This is a genomic window from Pseudomonas nunensis (genome assembly GCF_024296925.1).
Classification (GTDB): domain Bacteria; phylum Pseudomonadota; class Gammaproteobacteria; order Pseudomonadales; family Pseudomonadaceae; genus Aquipseudomonas; species Aquipseudomonas nunensis.
In genome coordinates, this window is the sequence record NZ_CP101125.1 from 1,106,450 (window position 1) to 1,132,405 (window position 25,956).

The 25,956-nt window shown below is 58.0% G+C and carries 21 protein-coding genes, 2 tRNA genes and 3 rRNA genes; 15 read left to right on the forward strand and 11 right to left on the reverse strand.

Annotated elements, in window-relative coordinates; genetic code table 11:
• Nucleotides 1-232: 232 nt before the first annotated feature.
• Nucleotides 233-691 carry a VOC family protein gene (locus NK667_RS05095; protein ID WP_054614049.1) on the reverse strand — a complete coding sequence of 153 codons (459 nt, stop codon included), beginning with the start codon at nucleotides 689-691 and terminating at the stop codon, nucleotides 233-235.
• 255 nt (nucleotides 692-946) lie between these two features.
• Between NK667_RS05095 and NK667_RS05100 the strand changes: the two genes are divergently transcribed.
• The 3 genes from NK667_RS05100 (at nucleotide 947) to NK667_RS05110 (ending at nucleotide 3,674) form a co-directional block, all read left to right on the forward strand.
• Nucleotides 947-2,161 (forward strand): SfnB family sulfur acquisition oxidoreductase, encoded by a 1,215-nt coding sequence (locus NK667_RS05100; protein WP_054614050.1) that lies wholly within the window; start codon nucleotides 947-949, stop codon nucleotides 2,159-2,161.
• A gap of 2 nt (nucleotides 2,162-2,163) precedes the next feature.
• Nucleotides 2,164-2,829, forward strand: a complete 666-nt coding sequence (locus tag NK667_RS05105; protein ID WP_054052181.1) for a methionine ABC transporter permease — start codon at nucleotides 2,164-2,166, stop codon at nucleotides 2,827-2,829.
• A gap of 74 nt (nucleotides 2,830-2,903) precedes the next feature.
• Complete coding sequence (locus tag NK667_RS05110; protein ID WP_054614051.1) at nucleotides 2,904-3,674, forward strand: MetQ/NlpA family ABC transporter substrate-binding protein; 771 nt, start codon at nucleotides 2,904-2,906, stop codon at nucleotides 3,672-3,674.
• A gap of 173 nt (nucleotides 3,675-3,847) precedes the next feature.
• Here NK667_RS05110 and soxR read toward each other — a convergent pair whose 3' ends face one another.
• Nucleotides 3,848-4,303 carry a redox-sensitive transcriptional activator SoxR gene (gene soxR, locus NK667_RS05115; RefSeq protein ID WP_054614052.1) on the reverse strand — a complete coding sequence of 152 codons (456 nt, stop codon included), beginning with the start codon at nucleotides 4,301-4,303 and terminating at the stop codon, nucleotides 3,848-3,850.
• A gap of 93 nt (nucleotides 4,304-4,396) precedes the next feature.
• Here soxR and NK667_RS05120 point away from each other — a divergent pair, with 93 nt between their 5' ends.
• Entirely contained in the window at nucleotides 4,397-4,768 is a 372-nt protein-coding gene (locus tag NK667_RS05120) for an antibiotic biosynthesis monooxygenase (protein ID WP_054614053.1), read from the forward strand.
• A gap of 4 nt (nucleotides 4,769-4,772) precedes the next feature.
• On the opposite strand, the gene NK667_RS05125 is transcribed toward NK667_RS05120, so the two are convergent.
• The 4 genes from NK667_RS05125 to msuE form a co-directional block, all read right to left on the reverse strand.
• The gene (locus tag NK667_RS05125) at nucleotides 4,773-5,876 is read right to left on the reverse strand and encodes a sigma-54 interaction domain-containing protein (protein ID WP_054052190.1); all 1,104 of its coding nucleotides are present in this window, start codon (nucleotides 5,874-5,876) and stop codon (nucleotides 4,773-4,775) included.
• 22 nt (nucleotides 5,877-5,898) lie between these two features.
• The gene (locus NK667_RS05130) at nucleotides 5,899-7,086 is read right to left on the reverse strand and encodes an acyl-CoA dehydrogenase family protein (protein ID WP_054614054.1); all 1,188 of its coding nucleotides are present in this window, start codon (nucleotides 7,084-7,086) and stop codon (nucleotides 5,899-5,901) included.
• 140 nt (nucleotides 7,087-7,226) lie between these two features.
• Nucleotides 7,227-8,372: an FMNH2-dependent alkanesulfonate monooxygenase gene (gene ssuD, locus NK667_RS05135; protein ID WP_054052194.1), complete on the reverse strand. Its 1,146-nt coding sequence runs from the start codon at nucleotides 8,370-8,372 to the stop codon at nucleotides 7,227-7,229.
• Nucleotides 8,373-8,382: 10 nt separating this feature from the next.
• Nucleotides 8,383-8,946 carry an FMN reductase gene (gene msuE, locus NK667_RS05140; protein ID WP_054052229.1) on the reverse strand — a complete coding sequence of 188 codons (564 nt, stop codon included), beginning with the start codon at nucleotides 8,944-8,946 and terminating at the stop codon, nucleotides 8,383-8,385.
• A gap of 391 nt (nucleotides 8,947-9,337) precedes the next feature.
• On the opposite strand from msuE, the gene NK667_RS05145 reads away from it, so the two are divergent.
• The 4 genes from NK667_RS05145 to NK667_RS05160 all read left to right on the forward strand — a co-directional run bounded on the left by NK667_RS05145 (nucleotide 9,338) and on the right by NK667_RS05160 (nucleotide 13,558).
• Nucleotides 9,338-9,607 carry a hypothetical protein gene (locus tag NK667_RS05145; protein WP_054052195.1) on the forward strand — a complete coding sequence of 90 codons (270 nt, stop codon included), beginning with the start codon at nucleotides 9,338-9,340 and terminating at the stop codon, nucleotides 9,605-9,607.
• 101 nt (nucleotides 9,608-9,708) lie between these two features.
• Complete coding sequence (locus NK667_RS05150) at nucleotides 9,709-10,320, forward strand: LysE family translocator (protein WP_054614055.1); 612 nt, start codon at nucleotides 9,709-9,711, stop codon at nucleotides 10,318-10,320.
• Between the two features lie 206 nt (nucleotides 10,321-10,526).
• Nucleotides 10,527-11,684, forward strand: a complete 1,158-nt coding sequence (locus NK667_RS05155) for an aminotransferase class V-fold PLP-dependent enzyme (RefSeq protein ID WP_054614056.1) — start codon at nucleotides 10,527-10,529, stop codon at nucleotides 11,682-11,684.
• A 65-nt stretch (nucleotides 11,685-11,749) separates the two neighbouring features.
• A complete protein-coding gene (locus NK667_RS05160) occupies nucleotides 11,750-13,558 on the forward strand; it encodes an aminopeptidase P family protein (protein ID WP_054614057.1) in 1,809 nt (602 codons plus the stop codon).
• A gap of 45 nt (nucleotides 13,559-13,603) precedes the next feature.
• Here NK667_RS05160 and NK667_RS05165 read toward each other — a convergent pair whose 3' ends face one another.
• Nucleotides 13,604-14,194 (reverse strand): 2-hydroxychromene-2-carboxylate isomerase, encoded by a 591-nt coding sequence (locus tag NK667_RS05165; RefSeq protein WP_054614058.1) that lies wholly within the window; start codon nucleotides 14,192-14,194, stop codon nucleotides 13,604-13,606.
• A gap of 38 nt (nucleotides 14,195-14,232) precedes the next feature.
• Nucleotides 14,233-14,961 (reverse strand): SDR family oxidoreductase, encoded by a 729-nt coding sequence (locus NK667_RS05170; protein ID WP_054614059.1) that lies wholly within the window; start codon nucleotides 14,959-14,961, stop codon nucleotides 14,233-14,235.
• Nucleotides 14,962-15,053: 92 nt separating this feature from the next.
• On the opposite strand from NK667_RS05170, the gene NK667_RS05175 reads away from it, so the two are divergent.
• Nucleotides 15,054-15,632 (forward strand): TetR/AcrR family transcriptional regulator, encoded by a 579-nt coding sequence (locus tag NK667_RS05175; RefSeq protein ID WP_054052207.1) that lies wholly within the window; start codon nucleotides 15,054-15,056, stop codon nucleotides 15,630-15,632.
• Here the strand turns inward: NK667_RS05175 and NK667_RS05180 are convergent.
• Complete coding sequence (locus NK667_RS05180) at nucleotides 15,619-15,900, reverse strand: hypothetical protein (protein ID WP_054052208.1); 282 nt, start codon at nucleotides 15,898-15,900, stop codon at nucleotides 15,619-15,621. The two genes, NK667_RS05175 and NK667_RS05180, sit on opposite strands and share 14 nt — an antisense overlap.
• Nucleotides 15,901-16,069: 169 nt before the next feature.
• Complete coding sequence (rhtA, locus tag NK667_RS05185) at nucleotides 16,070-16,957, reverse strand: threonine/homoserine exporter RhtA (protein WP_054614060.1); 888 nt, start codon at nucleotides 16,955-16,957, stop codon at nucleotides 16,070-16,072.
• A gap of 612 nt (nucleotides 16,958-17,569) precedes the next feature.
• On the opposite strand from rhtA, the gene NK667_RS05190 reads away from it, so the two are divergent.
• The 5 genes from NK667_RS05190 to rrf all read left to right on the forward strand — a co-directional run bounded on the left by NK667_RS05190 (nucleotide 17,570) and on the right by rrf (nucleotide 22,757).
• Nucleotides 17,570-19,108, forward strand: a 16S ribosomal RNA gene (locus NK667_RS05190).
• A gap of 83 nt (nucleotides 19,109-19,191) precedes the next feature.
• Nucleotides 19,192-19,268: transfer RNA gene (locus tag NK667_RS05195), tRNA-Ile, on the forward strand.
• Between the two features lie 10 nt (nucleotides 19,269-19,278).
• Nucleotides 19,279-19,354: transfer RNA gene (locus NK667_RS05200), tRNA-Ala, on the forward strand.
• Nucleotides 19,355-19,592: 238 nt separating this feature from the next.
• A 23S ribosomal RNA gene (locus NK667_RS05205) occupies nucleotides 19,593-22,484 on the forward strand.
• Between the two features lie 157 nt (nucleotides 22,485-22,641).
• Nucleotides 22,642-22,757: ribosomal RNA gene (gene rrf / locus NK667_RS05210) — 5S ribosomal RNA — on the forward strand.
• Together the 16S, 23S and 5S rRNA genes with 2 tRNA genes alongside form the textbook arrangement of a ribosomal RNA operon.
• 94 nt (nucleotides 22,758-22,851) lie before the next feature.
• Here the strand turns inward: rrf and NK667_RS05215 are convergent.
• The gene (locus NK667_RS05215) at nucleotides 22,852-23,775 is read right to left on the reverse strand and encodes a TIGR03571 family LLM class oxidoreductase (RefSeq protein ID WP_054617384.1); all 924 of its coding nucleotides are present in this window, start codon (nucleotides 23,773-23,775) and stop codon (nucleotides 22,852-22,854) included.
• 277 nt (nucleotides 23,776-24,052) lie between these two features.
• On the opposite strand from NK667_RS05215, the gene mrdA reads away from it, so the two are divergent.
• Complete coding sequence (gene mrdA / locus NK667_RS05220; protein WP_054617393.1) at nucleotides 24,053-25,945, forward strand: penicillin-binding protein 2; 1,893 nt, start codon at nucleotides 24,053-24,055, stop codon at nucleotides 25,943-25,945.
• The last annotated feature ends 11 nt before the right edge of the window (nucleotides 25,946-25,956 follow it).

Sequence of the window (25,956 nt, forward strand, 5' to 3'; positions counted from 1 at the left end):
CTTGTTGTAGTTGCCTGCATCCTGAAATTGTTGAGCGGTTACGGCAAGGCGCAAAGCGTGGGGTGGTTGTTCATGAAGTGTGTTCAAGGGGATGGGCGGTGTCCGGGAGGGCGCCTTCGCGAGCAAGCCCGCTCCCACAGGAGATCGGCCGTGTACACAAAATGTGTGTTCAACCCAATCCCCTGTGGGAGCGGGCTTGCTCGCGAAGAGGCCCGATCAGGCGCTGAAAATTTCAACCCTGCTGAAACATCTCCTTCGCCCGCTGCTCAATCTGTTCCTGGGTCAGGTCCTCCTTGCGTGTCGCCAGAAACCACAAATGCCCATAGGGATCCCTCAAGGTCCCCGAGCGGTCGCCGTAAAACTGATCCTTGACCTCGGACACCACCGTGCCCCCGGCGGCAATCGCCTGTTTGTAGGACTTGTCGACATCGGTCACGTACAGGTGCAACCCCACGGACGGTGACCTGTCCGGGTTGCTCAACGGTCCTTGATCGCACGGCGTGCCGAGCATGATCGGGCAGTCGCCGATGCGCAGTTCGGCATGGCCGATGCCGCCGTCGGGCATGCTCAGGCGCATGACTTCGATGGCGTTGAAGGCTTTTTTGTAGAAGTCGATGGCTTCGGCGGCTTTCTGGATGCCGAGGTAGGGGGTGATGCTGTGATAGCCCTCTGGAATGGGGTTGACGCTCATAACGGTTCTCCCTTTTTGTTGTGAGTTGAAGGTGTTCCTTCGTCGATTTCCGGTCGGATAACTATAGGTCAGCGCCATTGGCGTCACCGAGTGCCCGACGAGCAGCAACGCCACTGTTCAGCCATCAACAGTGAAGCAGCAGATTGCTCGGGTTCATCGCCGTTGATTCCGATGAAACCCCCGAAAACATTGGTCCATGCACTCGGCACAGAAGCTGCAATGACCCTCTCAAAACCCTGTTGTCGAGAGTCATGTATGCCTGAATCTGCCGTTTATCCGATCAACCCGCCGGCCGCCCATCGGATCGCCGACGAAGCGGAAGCCCTGCGCGTCGCTGAACGCGTAGCCGCTGTGTTGCTGGAGCAGGACGCCGAACGCGACCGCACTCGCCAGGTGCCGGCCGAGATCGTCGATCTGTATTCCAATAGCGGTTTGTGGGGCATCAGCGTGCCCAAGGAATTCGGCGGCGCGCAGGTGTCCTACGCGGTGCTGGCGCAGGTGATTGCGATCATCTCGGCAGCGGATCCATCCCTGGGGCAGATCCCGCAAAACCACTATTGCCTGCTCGAAGACATTCGCCTGCAAGGCACGTCGGAGCAGCAAGCGCACTTCTTCGAACTCGCGCTGCAAGGGCATCGCTTCGCCAATGCGCTGTCGGAAACCGGCGGCAAGAATGTGCAGGACATTCAGGCGACGATCCGTCGTTACGGCGACGGCCATGTGATCAACGGGCGCAAGGGTTATTGCACCGGTTCGCTCTACGCCCATTGGCTGGCGGTGCTGGCCGTGGATGAAGAGGAGAAGGGCCAGTTGTCGTTCGTCGAGCGCGGCACCAAGGGGCTGGTGATCGTCGACGATTGGGACAGCATCGGCCAGCGCACCACGTCCAGCGGCACGGTGTTGGCCGAGGACCTGCACGTCTCGCCGTTTAACGTGTTCCCGACTTATCGTTCGTATGAAAGCCCGACCCTGGCCGGCCCGTTCGCGCAATTGACCACCGCCGCCATCGACGCCGGCATCGCCCGCGCGGCCCTGCGCGACACCATCGCTTTCGTCCAGCAATTCGCCCGGCCGTGGATCGACGCGGGGGTGGAAAAGGCCAGCGAAGATCCGCTGACCATCATTCAAATCGGTGGCCTGGAGATTCGCCTGGAAGCTGCCGAAGCCTTGCTCGAACGCGCCGGTCTCGCGCTGGATGCATCGCGCCCGGCACCCGATGAAGACAACGTCGCCCGGGCGTCGCTGGCGGTGGCAAAAGCCAAAGTGCTCACCACCGAAATCGCCATCGAAGCCAGCAACAAACTTTTCGAACTCGGCGGCACTCGTTCGACCCTGAAGAAGCACAACTTCGACCGCCACTGGCGCAACGCCCGGGTCCACACCCTGCATGACCCGGTGCGCTGGAAGTACCACGTGGTCGGCAACTGGCTGCTCAACGGTGTCAAACCGCCACGCCACGATTGGTCCTGACCATGGCCGAGTGGTTTAAAAACATCTATTGGGCCGACATCGCCCAAGCCTGCCTCGACACGTTGACCATGCTCGGCGCCGCTCTTGGTTTTACCGTGTTGTTGGGATTACCGCTGGGGGTGGTGCTGTTCCTCACCGGCAAGCGCCAGTTGCATGAAGCCGTCGGGGTTTACCGGGTGTTGTCGGTGATCGTGAACATGCTGCGCTCGCTGCCGTTCATCATTTTGCTGATCGTGCTGATTCCCCTGACCACGTTGCTGGTCGGCACTTCGCTCGGCGTACCCGGGACGATTCCGCCGCTGGTGGTGGGCTGCACGCCGTTCTTTGCGCGGCTGGTGGAAACCGCGTTGCGCGAAGTCGATCGCGGGGTGGTGGAAGCGACCCAAGCCATGGGCGGCACCACGTGGCAAATCATCCGCCATACCTTGCTGCCGGAAGCCCGAGGCGGGTTGCTGGCGGCGGTGACGGTCACCGCGATTGTGCTGGTGGATTACACGGCGATGGCCGGGGTGATCGGTGGTGGCGGGCTCGGCGACCTGGCGATCCGTTACGGCTATCAGCGCTTTCAGACTGACGTGATGGTGGTCACCGTGGTGTTGCTGCTGATCCTGGTGCAGGCCCTGCAAATGACCGGCGACCGCCTGGTGGCGCGCTATAGCCGACGCTAATTATTCGTTTCGACAAAACAATCAGGCCCCACGTCCACCCCACGACGGCCACTCAATCTGCCTTGGAGCACAGCATGAAAAAGACCCTGGCCATTCTGGCTGCCGTCCTGTCGTTCAGCGTTCACGCCAACGAAAAACTCATCGTCGGCGCCACCCCGGTGCCGCACGCGGAAATCCTCGAATTCGTCAAACCGACCCTGGCCAAGGAAGGCGTGGACCTGGACATCAAGGTCTTCACCGACTTTATCCAGCCCAACCAGCAACTGGCGCTGAAAAACCTCGACGCCAACTATTACCAGTACCGGCCGTTCCTCGATGATTTCAACAAGACCCGCCACACCGACCTGGTGCCGGTGGTCGGCGTGCACATCGAACCATTTGGCGCCTACTCGACCAAGATCAAGAACATCAGCGAATTGAAGGACGGCGCCACTGTGTCGATCCCCAATGACCCGGTGAACACCGGTCGTGCGCTGGTGCTGCTGCACGAAGCGGGGCTGATCAAACTCAAGGATCCGAGCAACACCCTGGCCACGCAACGGGACATTATCGACAACCCGAAACATCTGAAGATTCGTGAACTGGAAGGGGCGTTGCTCGCGCGTTCGGTGAGCCAGGTGGATTTGGCGTTTGTGTTTGCCAACTACGCGCTGGAAGCCGGGATCGACACCAACAGCGCGTTGATCGTCGAGAAGGGCAAGAGCCTGTACATCGAATTCCTGGTCGCGCGCCCGGACAATATCAACGACCCGCGCATCCAGAAACTGGCCAAGGCGTTGAATTCGGATGAGGTTCGGCAGTTCATCTTGAACCGCTATAAAGGGCAGATTGCACCGGGGTTTTAAGGCTACACACTGAATGACTGAGTGAACTCATTGTGGCGAGGGAGCTTGCTCCCGCTGGGTTGCGCAGCAGCCCCAAAACCGGAGAGTGCGGTGCTTCAGATCGACCGCGGTAGCCGACTTTACGACTGCTGCGCAGCCGAGCGGGAGCAAGCTCCCTCGCCACAGGATTGCGATCAATCCGATTCCAACAGCCGCGCCCCCGGCCCGCGCTCCCCCAGCACGTCGCCAAAGTTACGCAACGGACACGCCTCCATCGACAAACACCCACAGCCGATGCAGCCATTCAGCCGGTCGCGCAACAAGGTCAGCTGATGAATCCGCTGATCCAGATCCCGGCTCGACTGCGCCGACAACACCTTCCAGTCTGCCGCCGTCGGTGCGCGGTTATCCGGCAACGACTTCAACGCCTCGGCGATCTCCGCCAACGGAATCCCCAACCGCTGCGCAACCTTGATCAACGCCACCCGGCGCAACACTTCACGCGGATAACGCCGTTGGTTGCCCTGGTTGCGATGGCTTTTGATCAAACCCTTGGTTTCATAAAAGTGCAGGGCGGTCACGGCCACGCCGCTGCGGGCGGCCACCTGGCCGACGGTGAGTTCCTTGTGCAGGTTCTCCGGGGTGATCATCTGAAAAAGCCTCTTGACCTCTAGTTAACTTGAGGTTTTACCCTGCAGGCCTTCGGATCGCAAATCCGGTTTCAAGGTGAGTGGGGACTATTCATGCCAACGTCAGAGAAAAACCGCAGTTTCACCCAATTGATCGAATTCGAGATCGAGCCTCATCAACAACCCGCACTGGTCTCGGCGCTGTCCGCCCAGACCGAGCGTTTGGCCCAGGATTTCAGTGGTTTCCTGAGCGCGAGCATCCAGGCCAGCGACGATGGCCGGCGGGTGCTCAATTACCTGCAATGGCAATCCCGCGAGGCCGGGGAAGCCGCGTTCCAGCGCTTTGAAAGCGGCGAGCAGGATTTCTGGCAACTGATCCGCGCCCATCAGGCGAAAACCGTGACCTTCGGTTCATTCCAGGTGCTGCACAGCCTGGAGCGCAGTCACGATGATGCGCTGCACTGCAATCTGGTGCATTCCGGCTAAGCGCCTAGATCGACAACTGCATCAAGCGCTCGCCCTGCACATTTTCCGTGGGCCGGCGCTTGTTCACCGCCAGTTCGCCGATCTTGATCAGTCGTGTACGGGTCACGTTGCGGCTCAAGCCGAGCAACGCAGCGGTGTGCACCTGGTTGTAATGGCTGAAGCGATATGCCGCGCGCAACAACGCGTCTTCGACTTTTTCGTGCAGCGCCCCGGCCTGTTCTTCGAAGAGCTTTTGAAAGGCTCGGTCGAGCAGGGCTTCCGGTGAATCGTCGACCGTGCCGTGGTGATCGTCCTGACGCTCGATACGCATGTTCGACAAGCGCAGGTCGTCGCGTTCGATCACGCCGTTACGGCAGATCAGCAGGGTGTGGTGAATCACGTTTTCCAGTTCGCGGATATTGCCCGGCCAACTGTAGCTGCGCAGTTTCAGCTCGGCTTCTTTGCTGATGGTGATGGTGCCGTAGCCGAGGCGCTGGCTGTAGGCTTCGACGAAGTGGCGGGTCAGCGGCAGGATGTCGCCGGGACGGTCGCGCAAAGGGCTGAGTTCCAGGCTGACCACGTCGAGGCGGTAGTACAAATCCTCGCGGAAATGCCCGGCGTTGATGGCTTTCTCCAGTTGCACGTTGGTCGCGGCCAGCACCCGTACATTGATCGGAATGCTTTTGCGCGAACCGAGGCGCACCACTTCACGCTCCTGCAACACCCGCAGCAACTTGACCTGGATCGCCATCGGCAAATCGCCAATTTCGTCGAGGAACAAGGTGCCGCCATCGGCCTCTTCGAACCACCCGGCCTTGGCGCTCAACGCGCCGGTGAACGCGCCTTTTTCGTGGCCGAACAGTTCGGCTTCCACCAGGGATTCGGAGAACGCGCCGCAGTTCACCGCCACGAATGGCCGGTTGCGCCGTGCGCTGAGGTTGTGGATATGCCGCGCGACCAACTCCTTGCCGGTGCCGGTTTCACCGATGATCAGCACGCTGGCTTCACTCGGTGCGACCTGTTGCAAATGCGCGAGCAAGGCCTGGGATTTCGGGTCTTCGAACACCTGCGCGGTGGCGCGGATCGACGTGGCCAGGGCGGGCGAGGGCGGTAGGGTCAGCAGTTGCATTGCAGGCTCCATGAAGAGAAGGTCAGGAATAGAAAGTCGGAATCGGCAGGGACTGGTTCAGCGCCCAATCACCCAGTTCATGGAGTTTGTAATCCACCGGGTCGTGCAGGGTTTGCGTGCGCAGGTTGCGCCAGTGCCGGTCCAGTCGCAGCGAGGCGTGGGTCGAACGCGCGCCGGTCACTTCAAACAAGCGGCTACAGAGTTCCAGGCCATTGCGAGTGGCGGCGACCTTGGCCGTGGCAATCGCCGTCGCCAGATGTCCACGCTCTTCGGCGCTGAGGTTCGGGCCTTTGGCCCAGGCTTTGTCGAGCAGATCGGCGGCACGTTCCACCAGCAAACGGACGCCTTCGAGGGCCACCCAGAACTCGCCGTAATGGGCGAGCACATACGGATCTTCGCGCACATCCTGAGTGCTGGATTTATGCCAGGGCCGGGTTTCGGTGAGGGTGTATTGCCGCGCTTCTTCAAACGCACCTTCGGCAATGCCGAGGAACATGTGGGTGAAGGTCAGTTGCGCGATCAACGGCCGCAGGCAGGCGAACGGTGTGCTCAATGGACCTGGATCGAGCAGCAATTCCGACTCTTCGACCCGCACCCGTTCGAAGGTGGCGCTGCCGCTGTCGGTCTGGCGCTGGCCCATGTTGTTCCAGTCGTTGTGCAGGGTGATGCCGCTGCGACCGCTGGGGATCGCGGCGATCAACAGTTTGCCGCCAGCAGTTTCATCCACCGCTGAGGCGATCAGCATCTGTGAGTCGCTGGCGCCGGAGCAGAAGCTTTTCTTGCCGGAAAACTCGCGCCAGCCGCCGAGGTTTTTCACCACGGTGCGGGTGTCCAACGGGTTGAGGGCGTTGCCCCAGAACCAGTTCTTACGCGCGGTTTGTTCGAACCATGGCTGCCACTGCTCGGGTTTGGCGAACAGGCGCACCGTGGCGAGCATCAGGTGATGGAAACCGAAGACGTGGGCAATCGAACTGTCGACCTTGGCGAACTCGCGCACGATGGTCAGGGTTTCACTCCAGCTGGCGCCGAGGCCGCCGTACTGGGTGGGAATGCTCAGCGCGAGCAGACCGCTGTTGCGCAGGGCGTCACGCTCAGCCTTGGGCGTACCGCCGCGTTCGTCGCGCTCGACGGCGGTCAGGGCAAACTCGGCCGCCAATTGGCGGGCGGTGTGCAAGGGAGAGAGCAGGGCGCTTTGTGGTTTGGCCGTCACGCGGGGAATTCCTTATATGGACGATGCTTTCTGTAGGAGCGAGGCTTGCCCGCGAAGCAGGCGCCGCGGTGGTTCTGATGCACCGCGTGATCGTTCTTCGCGGGCAAGCCTCGCTCCTACAGGAGCAGTGTCAGGCAGTGTCAGGCCGACGCTTTTGCCGGCAGCACATCATTGGCAATCATTTCGCCAAATGGCCCTGTGAGGTTGGTCACGCCACGTCCCGCAAGACTGGCATACGGCTCCGGCAGCAGCGGGAACACCAGTTCGGCAAAGCGATACGCCTCTTCGAGGTGCGGGTAACCGGAGAAGATAAAGCTCTCGATCCCCAGGTCCGCGTATTCCTTGATCCGCGCCGCAACTTGCTGTGGATCACCCACCAGCGCCGTCCCGGCCCCGCCGCGTACCAAGCCGACGCCGGCCCACAGGTTAGGGGCGATTTCCAGATTGTCGCGCCGACCGTCATGCAACGCCGCCATGCGCCGCTGGCCTTCGGAATCAAACCGCGAGAACGACTTCTGCGCCGCTGCGATGGTCTCGTCGCTGATGTGCTCGATCAGTTTGTCTGCGGCTTTCCACGCCTCTTCGGCCGTCTCGCGCACGATCACATGCAGACGAATGCCGAACTTCACCGTGCGCCCGTTGCGTGCAGCACGCTCACGCACATCGGCGAGTTTTTCCGCGACGGCGGCCGGCGGTTCGCCCCAGGTCAGGTACACGTCGACCTGTTCGGCGGCGAGTTCATGGGCCGCTTCGGAAGAGCCGCCGAAGTACAGCGGCGGATAGGGTTTCTGCACCGGTGGATACAACGCCTTGGCGTTCTGTACTTGCAGGTGTTTGCCTTCGAAGTCGACGGATTCGCCTTGCAGCACCCGACGCCAGATGTGCAGGAATTCGTCGGTGACTTCGTAACGTTCGCTGTGATCGAGGAAGATCCCGTCGCCACGGTTTTCATCCGGGTCGCCACCGGTCACCACGTTGATCAGCAGTCGGCCATTGGACAAGCGATCCAGGGTGGCGGCCATGCGCGCGGAAACGGTCGGCGAGATGATCCCCGGACGAATCGCCACCAGGTATTTCAGGCGTTCGGTCAACGGCACCAGCGCCGACGCGATCACCCACGAGTCTTCGCAGGAGCGCCCGGTGGGAATCAGCACGCCGTAGTAGCCAAGGCTGTCGGCAGCTTGCGCCACTTGTTTCAGATAGTTGAGCGTCACCGGGCGGGCGCCCTGGGTAGTGCCCAGGTAATGGCCGTCGCCGTGGGTGGGCAGGAACCAGAAAACATCCATGAAGAGATCCTTAAGCGATTTTCAGCAGATTTTTGGGGTGCACGCCAAACAGCGGCGCGGCGCGTTCTGCAGCAAGACGAATGCGGGCCTTCAAGGGCTCACTGGTTATTTGATAATTCGAGAAATCGGCCTCGGTGGCGTACACGCCAATCGGCAGGGTCAGGGCCTGGAAGAAACTGAACAGCGGGCGCAGTTGATGATCGAGTACCAGCGCATGGCGTTCGCTGCCACCGGTAGCAGCCAGTATCACCGGGGTGTTGATCAGCGCATTTAGGTCGATCAGGTCGAACAGGTGCTTGAGCAGGCCAGGGTAGGAGCCGCGATAAACCGGCGCGGCGACGATCAGCAGGTCGGCGCTTTCGATGGCTTGTAGCTCGGCTTCGATCTCGGCACTCAATTCCTGACGGGCGAGGGCAGCGCCCAGTGGTCGGGCGATGTCGCCCAGTTCGATCAACTTGCTCTCGATCGGCAATTGCTCGCCGAGTTCGGCCAACAGCGCTTGGGTCAGCACCAAGGTGCGGGACGGACGCCAGGTACCGCCGGAGAGGGCAACGACTTTCAATGGACGCGACATGATCAGTTCCTTTTTAAACAGTTGCTCAGGGAGCAGTGAATAGTCACTGGGCTTGAGCAAGACCTGTACCAATCCTTCGAAGCCCCGTATTCCGGGGCTTTCAGCGTTATGGTCGACGCAGATTGTGTGACTGGCAGGGCCATTTGTTGAATGGCTGTTGCCTGGCAAACAGTTGCGTGGGCAACAGCGGGTGAAGCAATGCAGTTGTTATAAAGGCTTGCTGTTATTCCGTAAAAGATCATTAAAAGATATTTATAGATCATTATTGAATATACGGCGCTGCGGTCCCGCGGCCCCTGATACCCACTATCGAGAGCGTTGATTTCTGCCGAACGCAGGCCGGGCGTAGCCTTCACACATCGCCAAACACAACCTTGTCAGGACGCTCACCATGAACCGCTTACTCACTGTTTCCTTGCTCCTCGCCGTCTCCGTTCTCGCTGGATGTGCCAGCCATGTTTCGCCTGAACTGCGGCCCTACACCGCCGAGGAAACCAAGGAACTGGCGATGGAAGCGTTGAATCGCCAAGGTCTGTCGTTTGAGGAATACCACGCGAAAAAAGCCGCACTGCTCGGCCAGCCAACCAAGTCCTTCGGCTTTGATAGCCAGGGCGAAATGAACGCTGAACGTGCCGTACATCTTCACGGTCGTCCAAGCTGATCCGCGACTGTACTGCTCGAACTTTTACCCAACTGTCCGTGGGTTTCCCGCAAGGCGTGCGATAGGGTCAATACCTGACTGACCCTGACGGACTGCCACCCATGCTCTCGCTTGATCTGTTGCTGGGCTTCGCCCTGTTTGCCCTCGTGACCTCAATCACACCCGGCCCGAACAACACCATGTTGCTGGCATCGGGTGTGAACTTCGGCTTTAACCGCACCATCCCCCATATGCTCGGCATCACCTGCGGCTTCTTCGTCCTCGTGGTTGCGGTGGGTTTTGGCTTGGGCGCGGTGTTTCAAACCTATCCGTTGCTCTACACCGTCCTGCGCTACGTCGGCGCGGCGTATTTGCTGTATCTGGCGTGGAAAATCGCTCACTCCGGGCCGGTGTCCGACAACGAACAGGGTGAAAGCAAACCGATCAGTTACCTCAGCGCCGCCGCGTTCCAGTGGGTCAATCCCAAGGCCTGGATCATGGCCATCGGCGCCATCAGCACTTACACGCCAATGCAGGGCTACTTCACTAATGTCATCGTGATTGCTGCAGTGTTCGCCTTGATCAACCTGCCGAGCGTCGGCGTGTGGGCGGGTTGCGGAACGTTGTTGCGCAATGTGTTGAAGGATCGCCGCTGGTTGCGGATCTTCAATTGGGGCATGGCCCTGCTGCTGGTGGCTTCGCTGTATCCGTTGTTGATCGAAAGCTTTAGCTGACGCATTGCTTCAACCGGTTGGCCGATGCCTGTTAAGCTCGACTTCAGGAGCGTTCCTACGCACTTTTAAATGAAGTTGTTCTTCTTTAACGGCCTCCGATCAGGTATTGCTGAGGTGCGGATAATTCGGCGTCGCCCACAAGGTGACGCTTTGAGCTATTCAGTCACGAGCCTCCTGATCCCGGAACACGCTCTGCGAGTCTTTTTATGAATAAACGTCCGTTGTATTTCGACTACGCCGCCACCACGCCGGTGGATGAGCGGGTCATCAAGGTTATGGTCGAGTGTCTGGGTTTCAACGGCAATTTCGGCAACCCGGCGTCCAGCTCCCATGCGTTTGGCCAGCAGGCCCGGCAATCGGTCGAGCAGGCGCGCCAGCAGGTTGCCGAACTGGTCGGTGCCCAGGCGGACCAGATCGTCTGGACCTCCGGCGCCACTGAGTCGAATAACCTGGCGCTCAAGGGCGTCGCCCAGGCCCGGGGTGTGTCTGGCGGCCATATCATCACCAGTCAGATTGAACACAAGGCGATTCTCGACACCGCGAAACAATTGCAGGACGCCGGTGTGGCGGTGACTTATCTGGTGCCGGATGCTGATGGCCTGATCACTCCGCAAGCGGTCAGCGAAGCGATGCGCGATGACACCTTTTTGGTCTCGCTGATGCTGGTGAATAACGAACTGGGTACGGTCAACGACATCCCGGCCATCGGCCAGGTCGTGCGTAATCGTGACGCGTTGTTTCACGTTGACGCGGCCCAGGGCGCGGGCAAAGTCGTGATCGACCTGGCCGAATGGCCGGTTGACCTGATGTCGTTCTCGGCGCACAAGATCTATGGCCCCAAAGGCATCGGCGCGCTGTACGTCGGCCCGCGTGCGCAACAGCGGTTGCAGGCACAGATCCACGGCGGCGGTCACGAGGGCGGCTTGCGTTCCGGCACTCTCGCCACGCACCAGATCGTCGCCATGGGCGAAGCGTTTGCGTTGGCGGCGAGCTTGTTTGATGACGAGAAAGCCACCATCGTGCATCTGCGCGAGCGCTTGCTCGAACAACTGCTGAGCCTCCCCGGCGTGCGCCTCAATGGCAGCGCGACCCAACGTATTCCCCACACCTTGAGCCTGACCTTCAATGAAGGCGAGTTCAACGCGGCGGCGCTGGGCCATTCGATCGCGTTTTCCGCGACCTCGGCCTGTAATTCTGCAAGCAATGCGCCATCCCATGTGTTGCTGGCCCTGGGGCACGACGCCCGCTCGGCCGGTCGCACCATCCGCTTGAGCCTCGGGCGATTCACCACCGAGCAGGACATCGACCAAGCGATCGAACTGATTAAAGCGGCGAATGCCAGCGCCCCGGCGTTCTGGCAATAAGCCGTTAAAGCGCCGACTCAGATCGGCACTCAACAATAATGATGAAGTGGTTAGCAGGAGACATGATGAGTACGCAGCCTTTGACCAATGGATTGGTACCCCAGCGCCTGGCGCAAACCCGTGAGCTGATGAACCGCGAGGGTATTCACGCCCTGTTGGTGCCGTCGGCCGACCCGCACCTGTCGGAATACCTGCCGGGTTACTGGCAAGGCCGGCAATGGTTGTCGGGCTTCCACGGCTCGGTCGGCACCCTGATTGTTACGCCGGATTTCGCCGGCGTCTGGGCCGACAGCCGTTACTGGGAACAAGCGAGCAAGGAGCTCAAGGGCAGCGGCATCGAACTGGTCAAGCTGCAACCGGGTCAACCCGGGCCGCTGGACTGGCTGGCCGAACAAACCCCTGAAGGTGGCGTGGTTGCCGTCGATGGTGCGGTAATGGCCGTGGCCTCGGCACGCACGCTGGGCGGCAAACTCGAAGAACGCGGTGCTCGTCTGCGCACCGACATCGACCTGTTGAGCGAAGTCTGGAGCGATCGCCCAAACCTGCCGAACGAACCGATTTATCAACACTTGCCACCACAAGCGACGGTCAGTCGTGGCGAGAAGCTGGCCAATCTGCGCGAAGTGTTGAAAGACCGCGGTGCCGACTGGCATTTCATCGCCACCCTCGACGACATCGCCTGGCTGTTTAACCTGCGCGGCGGCGATGTGTCGTTCAACCCGGTGTTTGTGTCCTTCGCTCTGATCAGTCAGGAACAGGCGACTTTGTTTGTGGCTCTGAGCAAAGTCAGCAGCGAGTTGCGCGCCATCCTTGAACAGGACGGCGTGACCCTGCGCGATTACAGCGAAGTGGCCGATGCCTTGCGCGGCGTGCCGAGTGGCGCGAGCCTGCAGGTCGATCCGGCCCGCGTCACTGCCGGGCTGCTGGATAACCTGGACAGCGGCGTGAAGTTGTTGGAAGGACTGAACCCGACCACGTTGGCCAAATCCCGCAAAAGCCTGGACGACGCTGAACATATTCGTCGGGCTATGGAGCAGGACGGCGCGGCGCTGTGCGAATTCTTCGCCTGGCTGGAGTCGGCCTGGGGTCGTGAGCGCATCACTGAACTGACCATCGACGAACACCTGACCGCGGCCCGCACCCGGCGCCCGGATTATGTGTCGCTGAGTTTCAACACCATCGCCGCGTTCAACGCCAATGGCGCGATGCCGCACTATCACGCCACCGAAGAAGAACACGCGGTGATCGAGGGTGATGGCCTGTTGCTGATCGACTCCGGCGGCCAGTACCTGGGCGGCACCACCGACATTACTCGGATGGTGCCGGTCGGTACGCCAACCGACGAGCAGAAACGCGATTGCACGCGGGTGCTCAAGGGCGTGATCGCGTTGTCCCGTGCGCAATTCCCTCGGGGCATTTTGTCGCCGTTGCTGGACTCGATTGCCCGCGCGCCGATCTGGGCGGAGAGCGTGGATTACGGTCACGGCACCGGGCATGGCGTCGGTTACTTCCTGAACGTTCACGAAGGTCCGCAAGTGATTGCCTATCAAGCCGCCGCAGCACCGCAAACCGCGATGCAGCCGGGGATGATCACTTCCATTGAGCCAGGGACTTATCGTCCGGGTCGCTGGGGAGTGCGGATCGAAAACCTGGTGTTGAACCGTGAAGCGGGCAAGAGCGAATTCGGCGAATTCCTGAAATTCGAAACCCTGACCCTGTGCCCGATCGATACTCGCTGCCTGGAATCATCGTTGCTGACTGACGACGAGAAACAGTGGTTCAACGGCTATCACGCTGAAGTGCGTGAGCGTTTGAGCCCGCTGCTCGACGGTGCGGCGCTCGAGTGGTTGAACACCCGGACTGCGGCTATCTGACCGGTTTGAGTTCAGGCGCTCCATCGAGCGCCTGGCTCATTTTATTCAGCTCAAGGCTTCAAGGACGAAGTCCAGTCGGTCCTGGCCGAAGAACAGCTGATTATCGATAAACATACTCGGCGCACCGAACACGCCGCGTTGCATGGCTTTCTCTGTGTTGTCCTTTAGGGTGGCTTTGACCTCCTCATCAGCGGCCAGGGCCAGCACTTCGTTCGGGTCAAAATCGTTTTCCTTCAATACGGCCGCGACGGTCGCCGGGTCATCGAGGCCGCGGCCTTCTACCCACAGTGCTGTGAACAAACAATCGATGAAGTCCTGGAAACGCTCCGGTTGGCGCAATTGCACGCCAGTCACGGCGCGCATCAGCAGCAGCGTATTGATCGGGAAGTGCGGGTTGTATTTCAGCGGCACGTCGTAGCGTTTGGCGTAGCGGTCCAGGTCTTGAAACATATAGCGACCCTTGGCTGGGATCATCGCCGGTGAGGCATTGCCAGTGGCCTTAAAGACGCCGCCCAGCAGCATCGGAATGTAGATCAACTGGCTGCCGGTCTGCGCACAGATCTTTGGTAGTTGGGTGTACGCCAGGTAGGTGGCAGGGCTGCCAAGGTCGAAGTAAAACTCCACGGTTTTGCTCATGGTCGATGCACTCTGCTTATTGTTATGGGGGGGAGGGCTTACCAGCGTTCGTTCCAAGGGCGCAGGTCGAGCTCGAAGGTCCAGGCATCCCGTGGCTGACTGTGCAGGTACCAGTAGTTTTCGGCAATGTGCTCGGGGTTGAGAATGCCGTCCTGATCCTTGGTCGCGTACTTTTCCGGGAAACTGTCGCGGATGAAGTCGGTGTCGATGGCGCCATCGACCAGCACGTGGGCGACATGGATGTTCATGGGCCCCAGTTCCCGAGCCATGCTTTGGGCGAGGGCGCGAATGCCGTGCTTGGCGCCGGCGAACGCGGCAAACCCTGAGGCGCCGCGCAGACCGGCGGTGGCGCCGGTAAACAGGATGGTGCCCCGTTGGCGAGTGGCCATGCGCTTGGCCACTTCGCGGGCATTGAGGAAGCCGGAGAAGCATGCCATTTCCCAGATCTTGAAATATTTGCGCGCGGTTTCTTCGAGGATGCTGCACGGCACGTTGGCGCCGATATTGAAGACGAACGCTTCGATGGGACCGATCTGAGTTTCGATCTGCTCCACTAACGCAATCACGTCTTCTTCCTTGCGCGCATCACAGGCAAAACCATGGGCTTCGCCGCCGCTGGCTTTGATGGCGTCCACCAGCGGCTGGAGTTTATCGGCGCTGCGGCGGGTGACGCAGGCGATGAAACCTTCCTGTGCGAAACGCTTGGCGATGGCGCCACCGGTAGCATCTCCCGCGCCGACAACCAGTACGACCTTCTTGTTATTCATGGGTAGATCCCTTTGGTAAACGATCGTTAACTAAACGAACGTTATGCTACGATCCGGCCAGCGTCAAGGCGATCAATCCTGAGGACAAGGCAATGCGTTATTCGCCCAATCACAAGCTGGAAACCAAAGAGAAGTTGCTGGAAAGCAGCGCGGTGTCGGCCAAGAAGTCGGGTTTTGCCACGGTCGGTGTCGACGGTCTGATGAAGGCGATCGGCTTGAGTGGCGGGGCGTTCTACAGTCATTTTTCGTCGAAGGATGAACTGTTCGCTGCCATCGTCGAGCGAGAACTGTGCCAAAGCCTGGACCGATTGGGTGGGCATGGTGAGCAAGATCGCGCCAGGCTCGAGCGCTGTCTCAAGCATTACTTGAGCATGGCTCACGTCGAGCAGCCGGAGGCCGGGTGTGCGCTGCCTGCGTTGGGGGCGGAGATTGCTCGTTCAGATCTGGTGGTACGCCAGCAGGCAGAGATATGGATTTGCCGGCTTCAGGAGAGTTGGGCGCGGATTCTGGACAGCGACAGCCTGGCCTGGGCGATTCTGTCGCAATGTATCGGCGCACTGGTGGTGGCGCGAATGTTGGCCACTCCTGATATCCAGCGAACCGTGCTGCAGTCCAGTCAAGACGAGATTGGCCGTCAGATTGCCGGACGGAATCCGGCTACTTGCAAATGACGATCATGCTGCGACTGGTGTAGCCGGCGGGGTTGAGACCGAACGGATAGTCGCCAGGCTCTTCCACCGAGTCTCCCGACTTGGCGATGACCTTGTAGCCTTTGGGCGCGCACGAATTGGCGGCGCTGGTGTAGCACTTGTCCCAGGAGGACGAGAGCCCCGAACAGTTGATATGCAGCCCTTTCTTACCGTGTTTGACCTGGGTTCTAGAGGTCGCCGCGCAGCCTGCAACTGCAAGTATGGCGATCAGTATCAAAATTCGTTTCATCACTTTCCTTATTGCGGCCCGGATCTGGTGCCCGGGTCTGCGTTCGCTTTTGCTATCGCTTGACGCGCTCCGATGTCCTTATCTGAAAAAGTCCATGTGTGGCACTGGGTTGCGGGCCTAAACATGGCCTAATTGCGAGGCAAATACCAGAGCTTCGTCAAATCCGCTATCAATCTGCCGCGACCGCAGGCTTGGCGGCACTCCCCATGGTCATGGTTGCGCCGATGGAAGCCAGGATGATGCACAGGATGGCCATCCATTGTGACAAGGAAAGGTACTCATGGAGGAATAGCAAGCCTGAGAGCGCGCCGATTGCGGGTTCGATGCTCATCAGTGTGCCGAAGGTGCGTGCCGGCATCCGGGTCAGTGCGATCATTTCCAGGGTATAGGGCAGGGCGGTAGAGAGAAGCGCGACACCGATGGCGACAGGGATCAGCGATGGGGTCAGCAAGGCGGCACCCGCGTGGACGATGCCGATAGGGGCGACAAACAGTGCGGCGATCATCACGCCCAGGGCGGCGGTCGTTACACCATTGTCGGCCCCGGCCTTCTGGCCAAACAGAATGTACAGTGCCCAGCAGACACCGGCGCCGAGCGCATAGCCTGCGCCCGCCAGATCGATACCGGCCGTTGCGGCTCCCGTAGGTATCAATAGCAGCAAGCCGACGGCGGCGAGTGCGATCCACAAAAAGTCGATGGCACGACGTGAGGCATAGATGGCGACGGCCAGTGGTCCGGTGAACTCCAGCGCTACGGCGATCCCGAGCGGGACCGTGCGCAGGGACATATAGAAGAGGAAGTTCATGCCGCCGAGCGCCATCCCGTAGATGATGACGGTGCGCAGGGATTTTGCCGTGAGCTTCGCCCGCCATGGACGCAATAGCAGCAGCATGATCACGCTGGCAAAGATCAGTCGCAGGGTGGTGGTCCCTTGAGCGCCGACAATCGGGAACATGCTTTTAGCCAGGGAGGCGCCAGACTGAATGGATGCCATGGCTATTATTAGCAGGCCAACCGAGAAGAGGGTCGAGGCAAGACTGCGGGGTTGGTCATTCATTGCTAGGCATCGTCCAAGGCAGGAAGCGAAAGTGTTGTTTTATGTGTTGGGCAATATACTGCGCATTCGTTGAGGTCGCGTCTATATATAAGCAGGGATTTTGCGTGTCTTGATAGAAAAGCTGAATCAGGGGTTGACGGCAGATTCTGGAAGTCTATAATTCGCCCCACTTCCGGCGCAGTCGAAACGGAAAACTCCTTGGTAAACAAAGAGTTACGCAGGTTTAGGCAGTGAGTTGCTTCAGTTCATCGAAGCGCGAAAGGAGTTGAAAAAGAGGTGTTGACAGCAGCGAGTAACGCTGTAGAATTCGCCTCCCGCTAACGAGAGATCGAAAGCGCAAGTGGTTGAAGTTACAAAGGAAACTTTGAAAACTTCTTAAAATAACCGCTTGACAGTAACTGGCGCTGCTGTAGAATGCGCGCCTCGGTTGAGACGAAAGAATCAACCCACCGCTCTTTAACAACTGAATCAAGCAATTCGTGTGGGTGCTTGTGGAGTCAGACTGATAGTCAACAAGATTATCAGCATCACAAGTTACTCCGCGAGAAATCAAAGATGTAACCAACGATTGCTGAGCCAAGTTTAGGGTTTCTTAAAAACCCAAAGATGTTTGAACTGAAGAGTTTGATCATGGCTCAGATTGAACGCTGGCGGCAGGCCTAACACATGCAAGTCGAGCGGCAGCACGGGTACTTGTACCTGGTGGCGAGCGGCGGACGGGTGAGTAATGCCTAGGAATCTGCCTGGTAGTGGGGGATAACGCTCGGAAACGGACGCTAATACCGCATACGTCCTACGGGAGAAAGCAGGGGACCTTCGGGCCTTGCGCTATCAGATGAGCCTAGGTCGGATTAGCTAGTTGGTGAGGTAATGGCTCACCAAGGCGACGATCCGTAACTGGTCTGAGAGGATGATCAGTCACACTGGAACTGAGACACGGTCCAGACTCCTACGGGAGGCAGCAGTGGGGAATATTGGACAATGGGCGAAAGCCTGATCCAGCCATGCCGCGTGTGTGAAGAAGGTCTTCGGATTGTAAAGCACTTTAAGTTGGGAGGAAGGGCATTTACCTAATACGTAAGTGTTTTGACGTTACCGACAGAATAAGCACCGGCTAACTCTGTGCCAGCAGCCGCGGTAATACAGAGGGTGCAAGCGTTAATCGGAATTACTGGGCGTAAAGCGCGCGTAGGTGGTTTGTTAAGTTGGATGTGAAATCCCCGGGCTCAACCTGGGAACTGCATTCAAAACTGACAAGCTAGAGTATGGTAGAGGGTGGTGGAATTTCCTGTGTAGCGGTGAAATGCGTAGATATAGGAAGGAACACCAGTGGCGAAGGCGACCACCTGGACTGATACTGACACTGAGGTGCGAAAGCGTGGGGAGCAAACAGGATTAGATACCCTGGTAGTCCACGCCGTAAACGATGTCAACTAGCCGTTGGGAGCCTTGAGCTCTTAGTGGCGCAGCTAACGCATTAAGTTGACCGCCTGGGGAGTACGGCCGCAAGGTTAAAACTCAAATGAATTGACGGGGGCCCGCACAAGCGGTGGAGCATGTGGTTTAATTCGAAGCAACGCGAAGAACCTTACCAGGCCTTGACATCCAATGAACTTTCCAGAGATGGATTGGTGCCTTCGGGAACATTGAGACAGGTGCTGCATGGCTGTCGTCAGCTCGTGTCGTGAGATGTTGGGTTAAGTCCCGTAACGAGCGCAACCCTTGTCCTTAGTTACCAGCACGTTATGGTGGGCACTCTAAGGAGACTGCCGGTGACAAACCGGAGGAAGGTGGGGATGACGTCAAGTCATCATGGCCCTTACGGCCTGGGCTACACACGTGCTACAATGGTCGGTACAGAGGGTTGCCAAGCCGCGAGGTGGAGCTAATCCCAGAAAACCGATCGTAGTCCGGATCGCAGTCTGCAACTCGACTGCGTGAAGTCGGAATCGCTAGTAATCGCGAATCAGAATGTCGCGGTGAATACGTTCCCGGGCCTTGTACACACCGCCCGTCACACCATGGGAGTGGGTTGCACCAGAAGTAGCTAGTCTAACCTTCGGGAGGACGGTTACCACGGTGTGATTCATGACTGGGGTGAAGTCGTAACAAGGTAGCCGTAGGGGAACCTGCGGCTGGATCACCTCCTTAATCGACGACATCAGCTGCTCCATAAGTTCCCACACGAATTGCTTGATTCATTGAAGAAGACGATAAAGAAGCAGCCCGAAATTGGGTCTGTAGCTCAGTTGGTTAGAGCGCACCCCTGATAAGGGTGAGGTCGGCAGTTCGAATCTGCCCAGACCCACCAATTTTGTTATGGGGCCATAGCTCAGCTGGGAGAGCGCCTGCCTTGCACGCAGGAGGTCAACGGTTCGATCCCGTTTGGCTCCACCACTACTGCTTCTGTTTGTTGAAAGCTTAGAAATGAGCATTCCAATGTGAATATTGATTTCTAGTCTTTGATTAGATCGTTCTTTAAAAATTTGGGTATGTGATAGAAAGATAGACTGAACGTTACTTTCACTGGTAACGGATCAGGCTAAGGTAAAATTTGTGAGTTCTCTTAATTGAGGAATTCGAATTTTCGGCGAATGTCGTCTTCACAGTATAACCAGATTGCTTGGGGTTATATGGTCAAGTGAAGAAGCGCATACGGTGGATGCCTTGGCAGTCAGAGGCGATGAAAGACGTGGTAGCCTGCGAAAAGCTTCGGGGAGTCGGCAAACAGACTTTGATCCGGAGATGTCTGAATGGGGGAACCCACCTAACATAAGTTAGGTATCTTAAGCTGAATACATAGGCTTAAGAAGCGAACCAGGGGAACTGAAACATCTAAGTACCCTGAGGAAAAGAAATCAACCGAGATTCCCTTAGTAGTGGCGAGCGAACGGGGACTAGCCCTTAAGTGGCTTTGAGATTAGCGGAACGTTCTGGAAAGTACGGCCATAGTGGGTGATAGCCCTGTACGCGAAAATCTCTTAGTCATGAAATCGAGTAGGACGGAGCACGAGAAACTTTGTCTGAATATGGGGGGACCATCCTCCAAGGCTAAATACTACTGACTGACCGATAGTGAACTAGTACCGTGAGGGAAAGGCGAAAAGAACCCCGGAGAGGGGAGTGAAATAGATCCTGAAACCGTATGCGTACAAGCAGTGGGAGCCCACTTTGTTGGGTGACTGCGTACCTTTTGTATAATGGGTCAGCGACTTATTTTCAGTGGCGAGCTTAACCGAATAGGGGAGGCGTAGCGAAAGCGAGTCTTAATAGGGCGTCTAGTCGCTGGGAATAGACCCGAAACCGGGCGATCTATCCATGGGCAGGTTGAAGGTTGGGTAACACTAACTGGAGGACCGAACCGACTACCGTTGAAAAGTTAGCGGATGACCTGTGGATCGGAGTGAAAGGCTAATCAAGCTCGGAGATAGCTGGTTCTCCTCGAAAGCTATTTAGGTAGCGCCTCATGTATCACTGTAGGGGGTAGAGCACTGTTTCGGCTAGGGGGTCATCCCGACTTACCAAACCGATGCAAACTCCGAATACCTACAAGTGCCGAGCATGGGAGACACACGGCGGGTGCTAACGTCCGTCGTGAAAAGGGAAACAACCCAGACCGTCAGCTAAGGTCCCAAAGTTATGGTTAAGTGGGAAACGATGTGGGAAGGCTTAGACAGCTAGGAGGTTGGCTTAGAAGCAGCCACCCTTTAAAGAAAGCGTAATAGCTCACTAGTCGAGTCGGCCTGCGCGGAAGATGTAACGGGGCTCAAACCATACACCGAAGCTACGGGTATCACTTAGGTGATGCGGTAGAGGAGCGTTCTGTAAGCCTGTGAAGGTGAGTTGAGAAGCTTGCTGGAGGTATCAGAAGTGCGAATGCTGACATGAGTAACGACAATGGGTGTGAAAAACACCCACGCCGAAAGACCAAGGTTTCCTGCGCAACGTTAATCGACGCAGGGTTAGTCGGTCCCTAAGGCGAGGCTGAAAAGCGTAGTCGATGGAAAACAGGTTAATATTCCTGTACTTCTGGTTATTGCGATGGAGGGACGGAGAAGGCTAGGCCAGCTTGGCGTTGGTTGTCCAAGTTTAAGGTGGTAGGCTGGAATCTTAGGTAAATCCGGGATTCTAAGGCCGAGAGCTGATGACGAGTGTTCTTTTAGAACACGAAGTGGTTGATGCCATGCTTCCAAGAAAAGCTTCTAAGCTTCAGGTAACCAGGAACCGTACCCCAAACCGACACAGGTGGTTGGGTAGAGAATACCAAGGCGCTTGAGAGAACTCGGGTGAAGGAACTAGGCAAAATGGCACCGTAACTTCGGGAGAAGGTGCGCCGGTGAGGGTGAAGCATTTACTGCGTAAGCCCATGCCGGTCGAAGATACCAGGCCGCTGCGACTGTTTATTAAAAACACAGCACTCTGCAAACACGAAAGTGGACGTATAGGGTGTGACGCCTGCCCGGTGCCGGAAGGTTAATTGATGGGGTTAGCTAACGCGAAGCTCTTGATCGAAGCCCCGGTAAACGGCGGCCGTAACTATAACGGTCCTAAGGTAGCGAAATTCCTTGTCGGGTAAGTTCCGACCTGCACGAATGGCGTAACGATGGCGGCGCTGTCTCCACCCGAGACTCAGTGAAATTGAAATCGCTGTGAAGATGCAGTGTATCCGCGGCTAGACGGAAAGACCCCGTGAACCTTTACTATAGCTTTGCACTGGACTTTGAATTTGCTTGTGTAGGATAGGTGGGAGGCTTTGAAGCGTGGACGCCAGTTCGCGTGGAGCCAACCTTGAAATACCACCCTGGCAACTTTGAGGTTCTAACTCAGGTCCGTTATCCGGATCGAGGACAGTGTATGGTGGGTAGTTTGACTGGGGCGGTCTCCTCCTAAAGAGTAACGGAGGAGTACGAAGGTGCGCTCAGACCGGTCGGAAATCGGTCGTAGAGTATAAAGGCAAAAGCGCGCTTGACTGCGAGACAGACACGTCGAGCAGGTACGAAAGTAGGTCTTAGTGATCCGGTGGTTCTGTATGGAAGGGCCATCGCTCAACGGATAAAAGGTACTCCGGGGATAACAGGCTGATACCGCCCAAGAGTTCATATCGACGGCGGTGTTTGGCACCTCGATGTCGGCTCATCACATCCTGGGGCTGAAGCCGGTCCCAAGGGTATGGCTGTTCGCCATTTAAAGTGGTACGCGAGCTGGGTTTAGAACGTCGTGAGACAGTTCGGTCCCTATCTGCCGTGGACGTTTGAGATTTGAGAGGGGCTGCTCCTAGTACGAGAGGACCGGAGTGGACGAACCTCTGGTGTTCCGGTTGTCACGCCAGTGGCATTGCCGGGTAGCTATGTTCGGAATAGATAACCGCTGAAAGCATCTAAGCGGGAAACTAGCCTCAAGATGAGATCTCACTGGGACCTTGAGTCCCCTGAAGGGCCGTCGAAGACTACGACGTTGATAGGTTGGGTGTGTAAGCGCTGTGAGGCGTTGAGCTAACCAATACTAATTGCCCGTGAGGCTTGACCATATAACACCCAAGCAATTTGCGTCGAAAGGCCAGATTGCGGTGTGTGAAGACGAAACGAACCGAAAGTTCGAAGCTGCTCACAAAACACCGAGATCTATCACATACCCATTCGCTGGAGCGTAAACCCGCAAGGGCAAGCGAGCCGGCTCCCGAATTTCTTGACGACCATAGAGCATTGGAACCACCTGATCCCATCCCGAACTCAGCAGTGAAACGATGCATCGCCGATGGTAGTGTGGGGTTTCCCCATGTGAGAGTAGGTCATCGTCAAGATTAAATTCCGAAACCCCTATCTGCGTATGCAGGTAGGGGTTTTGTTTTGCCCGCAGGAAAGTGGCGCAAAGAAAAGGGACAGCCCACTGCAATGTCAGTGAAACATCGGCAGAACGTGTTCCGCGATCTCCTCAATCACTTCCGCGACCGGCCGTTCGCTACGCCGCATATGCAGGCCCACATGCTGCACACCTGCGTCACGCAGCGCCTGAAGCTCATCAATCAATGCCAGCCGCCCGCAACTTCCGCCGAAGCGCACACGCCGTATCGGCGCGTATGGATTGGCTTGCAGATCCAGATGGATAAAGCTGATGTAAGGCTTATCGCCACCGACCTCACGCCACAGCCCCACTCGACGACGATGCTCATCCGGCGTTCCAGGGTAGGCGAGCCAGCCGTCCATATGCTGACCTATCCAGGCCGGAGACTGCTGACCAAGCCCCGCCACCAGCAGCGGCACCGCCTGATCACGCTCTGGCAGCAACCGCGCGCCCTCAGGCAAGCGGCCTTCACCCTGGCTACGCAATAACTCAACCGTATCGCGAAAGATCTCGCCGCGCTGAGCGTAATCCACGCCAAACAATGGATACTCCATCGGACGGTCACCACTGGCCACGCCAAGGAGCAAGCGTCCGTCACTCAGTTCATCGACACTATTAGCAGCCTTGAGTGTCAGCCACGGCTGACGCAGCGGCAGTACAACTGCCGCCGTACCCAACATGATGTTGTCGGTGATCCCCGCCAGATATCCCAAGTAGGAAAACGCTTCAAATACCTGGGCCGCGTCGCCAAAGTTCGGGTCATACACCGGCACATCGCGCACCCAAAGCGCACGAAACCCGGACGTGTCGGCCAAACGCGCCATAGCCGCGTGTTGCTTCAGGTCAGGAACGCCAAAAGGCCTGTTCTCAGCCGTGCGCAGTCGTTGGCCATCGCTGGACCAATCGTTATCCAGCGGCAGTTCAAGCCCAATGGAAAACCCGTTGGACCCCAGTAATCGTTGAAATCGTGAGTGCATGAATAACTCCAAAAAGGGAATGTCATGCACCCAGTATCTACAGGCCTATCTGCAAGAAAAATGCATGAATAGGAATATCAATCTTGAGTAAAACGCACGAGTAGATCACGTCACCCAGCACGTCCGACCGTCGTTTTGGCCCTCAAGGACAACCGTTCGAGGAAATCGCGCTAAAGTGCCGGCGTCATTTTTGGTATGGTGCAGCTCGTTTTTTAACGGACTGATTTCAAGCCTGAGGATCGGCACCCCCTTCATCGTCAAAGAGCTGCTGCAGAAAATGCCCGAACCGATACCGATCAAGGATCACGAAAAAGAGACGCGCCTGGTCAATAAAAGACTGATGGCCTGCGCCTTGTTTGTGGTCGCCATCACTTGCGCGCTGGTAGTGCGCATGTACGTGCTGCAAGTGGTCGAATTCGATTACCACTCGACCATCTCCGAAAACAACCGCGTCCACGTTTTGCCGATCACCCCGACCCGCGGGCTGATCTATGACCGCAATGGCGTGGTCCTGGCGGACAACCGGCCCAGCTTCAACCTGACTATCACCCGCGAACGCGCCTCCGACGTCAAGGAAGAGCTGGATGAGGTGGTCAATCTCCTGCACCTGCCGGCCGAAGACCGCACGTTGTTCGACAAGGCCATGAAACAGGCACGGCACCCGTTCGTCCCGGTGACCTTGTTCTACGAACTCACCGAACAGCAGATCGCCGTTCTCGCGGTCAACGAATTCCGTCTGCCGGGGTTGGATGTCGAGCCGCAGTTCGTCCGTCATTACCCGATGGGCGCGCACTTCGCTCACTCGATCGGTTACGTCGGTCGTATCAACGAGAAAGAATCCAAGACGCTGGATGGGGTGGAGTATCGCGGGACCCAATCCATTGGCAAGACCGGTATCGAAAAATTCTACGAGTCCGAGCTGCACGGCCACGTCGGTTACGAAGAAGTCGAGACCAACGCCCAGGGCCGCGTACTGCGCGTACTCAAGCACACCGATCCGACCCCCGGAAAAAACATCGTCCTGAGCCTGGATGTCCACCTTCAGGAAGCCGCCGAGGATGCCCTGGGGGATCGTCGCGGTTCGGTGGTCGCTCTCGATCCATCGACCGGCGAAGTGCTGGCCATGGTCAGCAAGCCAAGCTTCGACCCGAACATGTTCGTGACCGGTATCAGCTTCAAGGAATATGCGGCGCTGCACGATTCCATCGACCGGCCGCTGTTCAACCGCGTCCTGCGCGGCCTCTATGCGCCGGGCTCGACCATCAAGCCGGAAGTAGCGATTGCTGGCCTCGATTCCGGCGTGGTCACCCCACAGACCCGCGTCTTCGACCCTGGTTACTACCAACTGCCGGACTTCGATCACAAATACCGCAACTGGAACCACAGCGGCGATGGCTGGGTAGACATGGACGCGGCGATCATGCGTTCCAACGACACCTATTTCTATGACCTGGCGCACAAGCTGGGCATCGACCGTCTGCACGACTACATGGCCATGTTCGGGCTCGGCGAGAAAGTCTCCCTGGACATGTTCGAAGAGTCTGCCGGCCTGATGCCGTCCCAGGCCTGGAAGCGCGCGACGCGTCGTCAGCCATGGTTCCCGGGTGAAACCGTGATCCTCGGCATCGGCCAGGGCTACATGCAGGTCACGCCACTGCAACTGGCCCAGGCCACCGCGTTGATTGCCAATAAAGGTGTGTGGAACCGACCGCACCTGGCCAAGACCGTCGACGGTGTGGCGCCGGTGGATGAGAACCCGATGCCGAACATCCTGCTCAAGGATCCGCGTGATTGGGAGCAGGTCAACCACGGTATGCAAATGGTGATGCACGACGCGCGCGGGATTGCCCGGGCAGCGGCGGTGGGTGCCCAATACCGCATCGCCGGCAAGAGTGGTACCGCGCAGGTGGTCGCGATCAAGCAGGGCGAGCGTTACAACCGGGCGAAAACCCTGGAGCGTAACCGCGACAACGCCTTGTTCGTCGGTTTCGCCCCGGCCGAACATCCGAAGATTGTGATCTCGGTGATGATCGAAAACGGCGAGGCCGGTGGTCGCGTTGCCGGGCCTGTGGTGCGGCAGATCATGGACGCCTGGCTACTTGATCAGGACGGCCATCTCAAGCCGCAATACGCCACGCCCGCCAAACCACCGGGCGATCCCCACGTCTAAACCTGAGAGGC

Excerpts from the sequence above, each read along its gene's own strand:
- NK667_RS05095 (WP_054614049.1), bottom strand. The coding sequence starts at position 691 with ATGAGCGTCAACCCCATTCCAGAGGGCTATCACAGCATCACCCCCTAC.
- NK667_RS05100 (WP_054614050.1), top strand. The coding sequence starts at position 947 with ATGCCTGAATCTGCCGTTTATCCGATCAACCCGCCGGCCGCCCATCGG.
- NK667_RS05105 (WP_054052181.1), top strand. The coding sequence starts at position 2,164 with ATGGCCGAGTGGTTTAAAAACATCTATTGGGCCGACATCGCCCAAGCC.
- NK667_RS05110 (WP_054614051.1), top strand. The coding sequence starts at position 2,904 with ATGAAAAAGACCCTGGCCATTCTGGCTGCCGTCCTGTCGTTCAGCGTT.
- soxR (WP_054614052.1), bottom strand. The coding sequence starts at position 4,303 with ATGATCACCCCGGAGAACCTGCACAAGGAACTCACCGTCGGCCAGGTG.
- NK667_RS05120 (WP_054614053.1), top strand. The coding sequence starts at position 4,397 with ATGCCAACGTCAGAGAAAAACCGCAGTTTCACCCAATTGATCGAATTC.
- NK667_RS05125 (WP_054052190.1), bottom strand. The coding sequence starts at position 5,876 with ATGCAACTGCTGACCCTACCGCCCTCGCCCGCCCTGGCCACGTCGATC.
- ssuD (WP_054052194.1), bottom strand. The coding sequence starts at position 8,372 with ATGGATGTTTTCTGGTTCCTGCCCACCCACGGCGACGGCCATTACCTG.
- msuE (WP_054052229.1), bottom strand. The coding sequence starts at position 8,946 with ATGTCGCGTCCATTGAAAGTCGTTGCCCTCTCCGGCGGTACCTGGCGT.
- NK667_RS05145 (WP_054052195.1), top strand. The coding sequence starts at position 9,338 with ATGAACCGCTTACTCACTGTTTCCTTGCTCCTCGCCGTCTCCGTTCTC.
- NK667_RS05150 (WP_054614055.1), top strand. The coding sequence starts at position 9,709 with ATGCTCTCGCTTGATCTGTTGCTGGGCTTCGCCCTGTTTGCCCTCGTG.
- NK667_RS05155 (WP_054614056.1), top strand. The coding sequence starts at position 10,527 with ATGAATAAACGTCCGTTGTATTTCGACTACGCCGCCACCACGCCGGTG.
- NK667_RS05160 (WP_054614057.1), top strand. The coding sequence starts at position 11,750 with ATGAGTACGCAGCCTTTGACCAATGGATTGGTACCCCAGCGCCTGGCG.
- NK667_RS05165 (WP_054614058.1), bottom strand. The coding sequence starts at position 14,194 with ATGAGCAAAACCGTGGAGTTTTACTTCGACCTTGGCAGCCCTGCCACC.
- NK667_RS05170 (WP_054614059.1), bottom strand. The coding sequence starts at position 14,961 with ATGAATAACAAGAAGGTCGTACTGGTTGTCGGCGCGGGAGATGCTACC.
- NK667_RS05175 (WP_054052207.1), top strand. The coding sequence starts at position 15,054 with ATGCGTTATTCGCCCAATCACAAGCTGGAAACCAAAGAGAAGTTGCTG.
- NK667_RS05180 (WP_054052208.1), bottom strand. The coding sequence starts at position 15,900 with ATGAAACGAATTTTGATACTGATCGCCATACTTGCAGTTGCAGGCTGC.
- rhtA (WP_054614060.1), bottom strand. The coding sequence starts at position 16,957 with ATGAATGACCAACCCCGCAGTCTTGCCTCGACCCTCTTCTCGGTTGGC.
- NK667_RS05215 (WP_054617384.1), bottom strand. The coding sequence starts at position 23,775 with ATGCACTCACGATTTCAACGATTACTGGGGTCCAACGGGTTTTCCATT.
- mrdA (WP_054617393.1), top strand. The coding sequence starts at position 24,053 with ATGCCCGAACCGATACCGATCAAGGATCACGAAAAAGAGACGCGCCTG.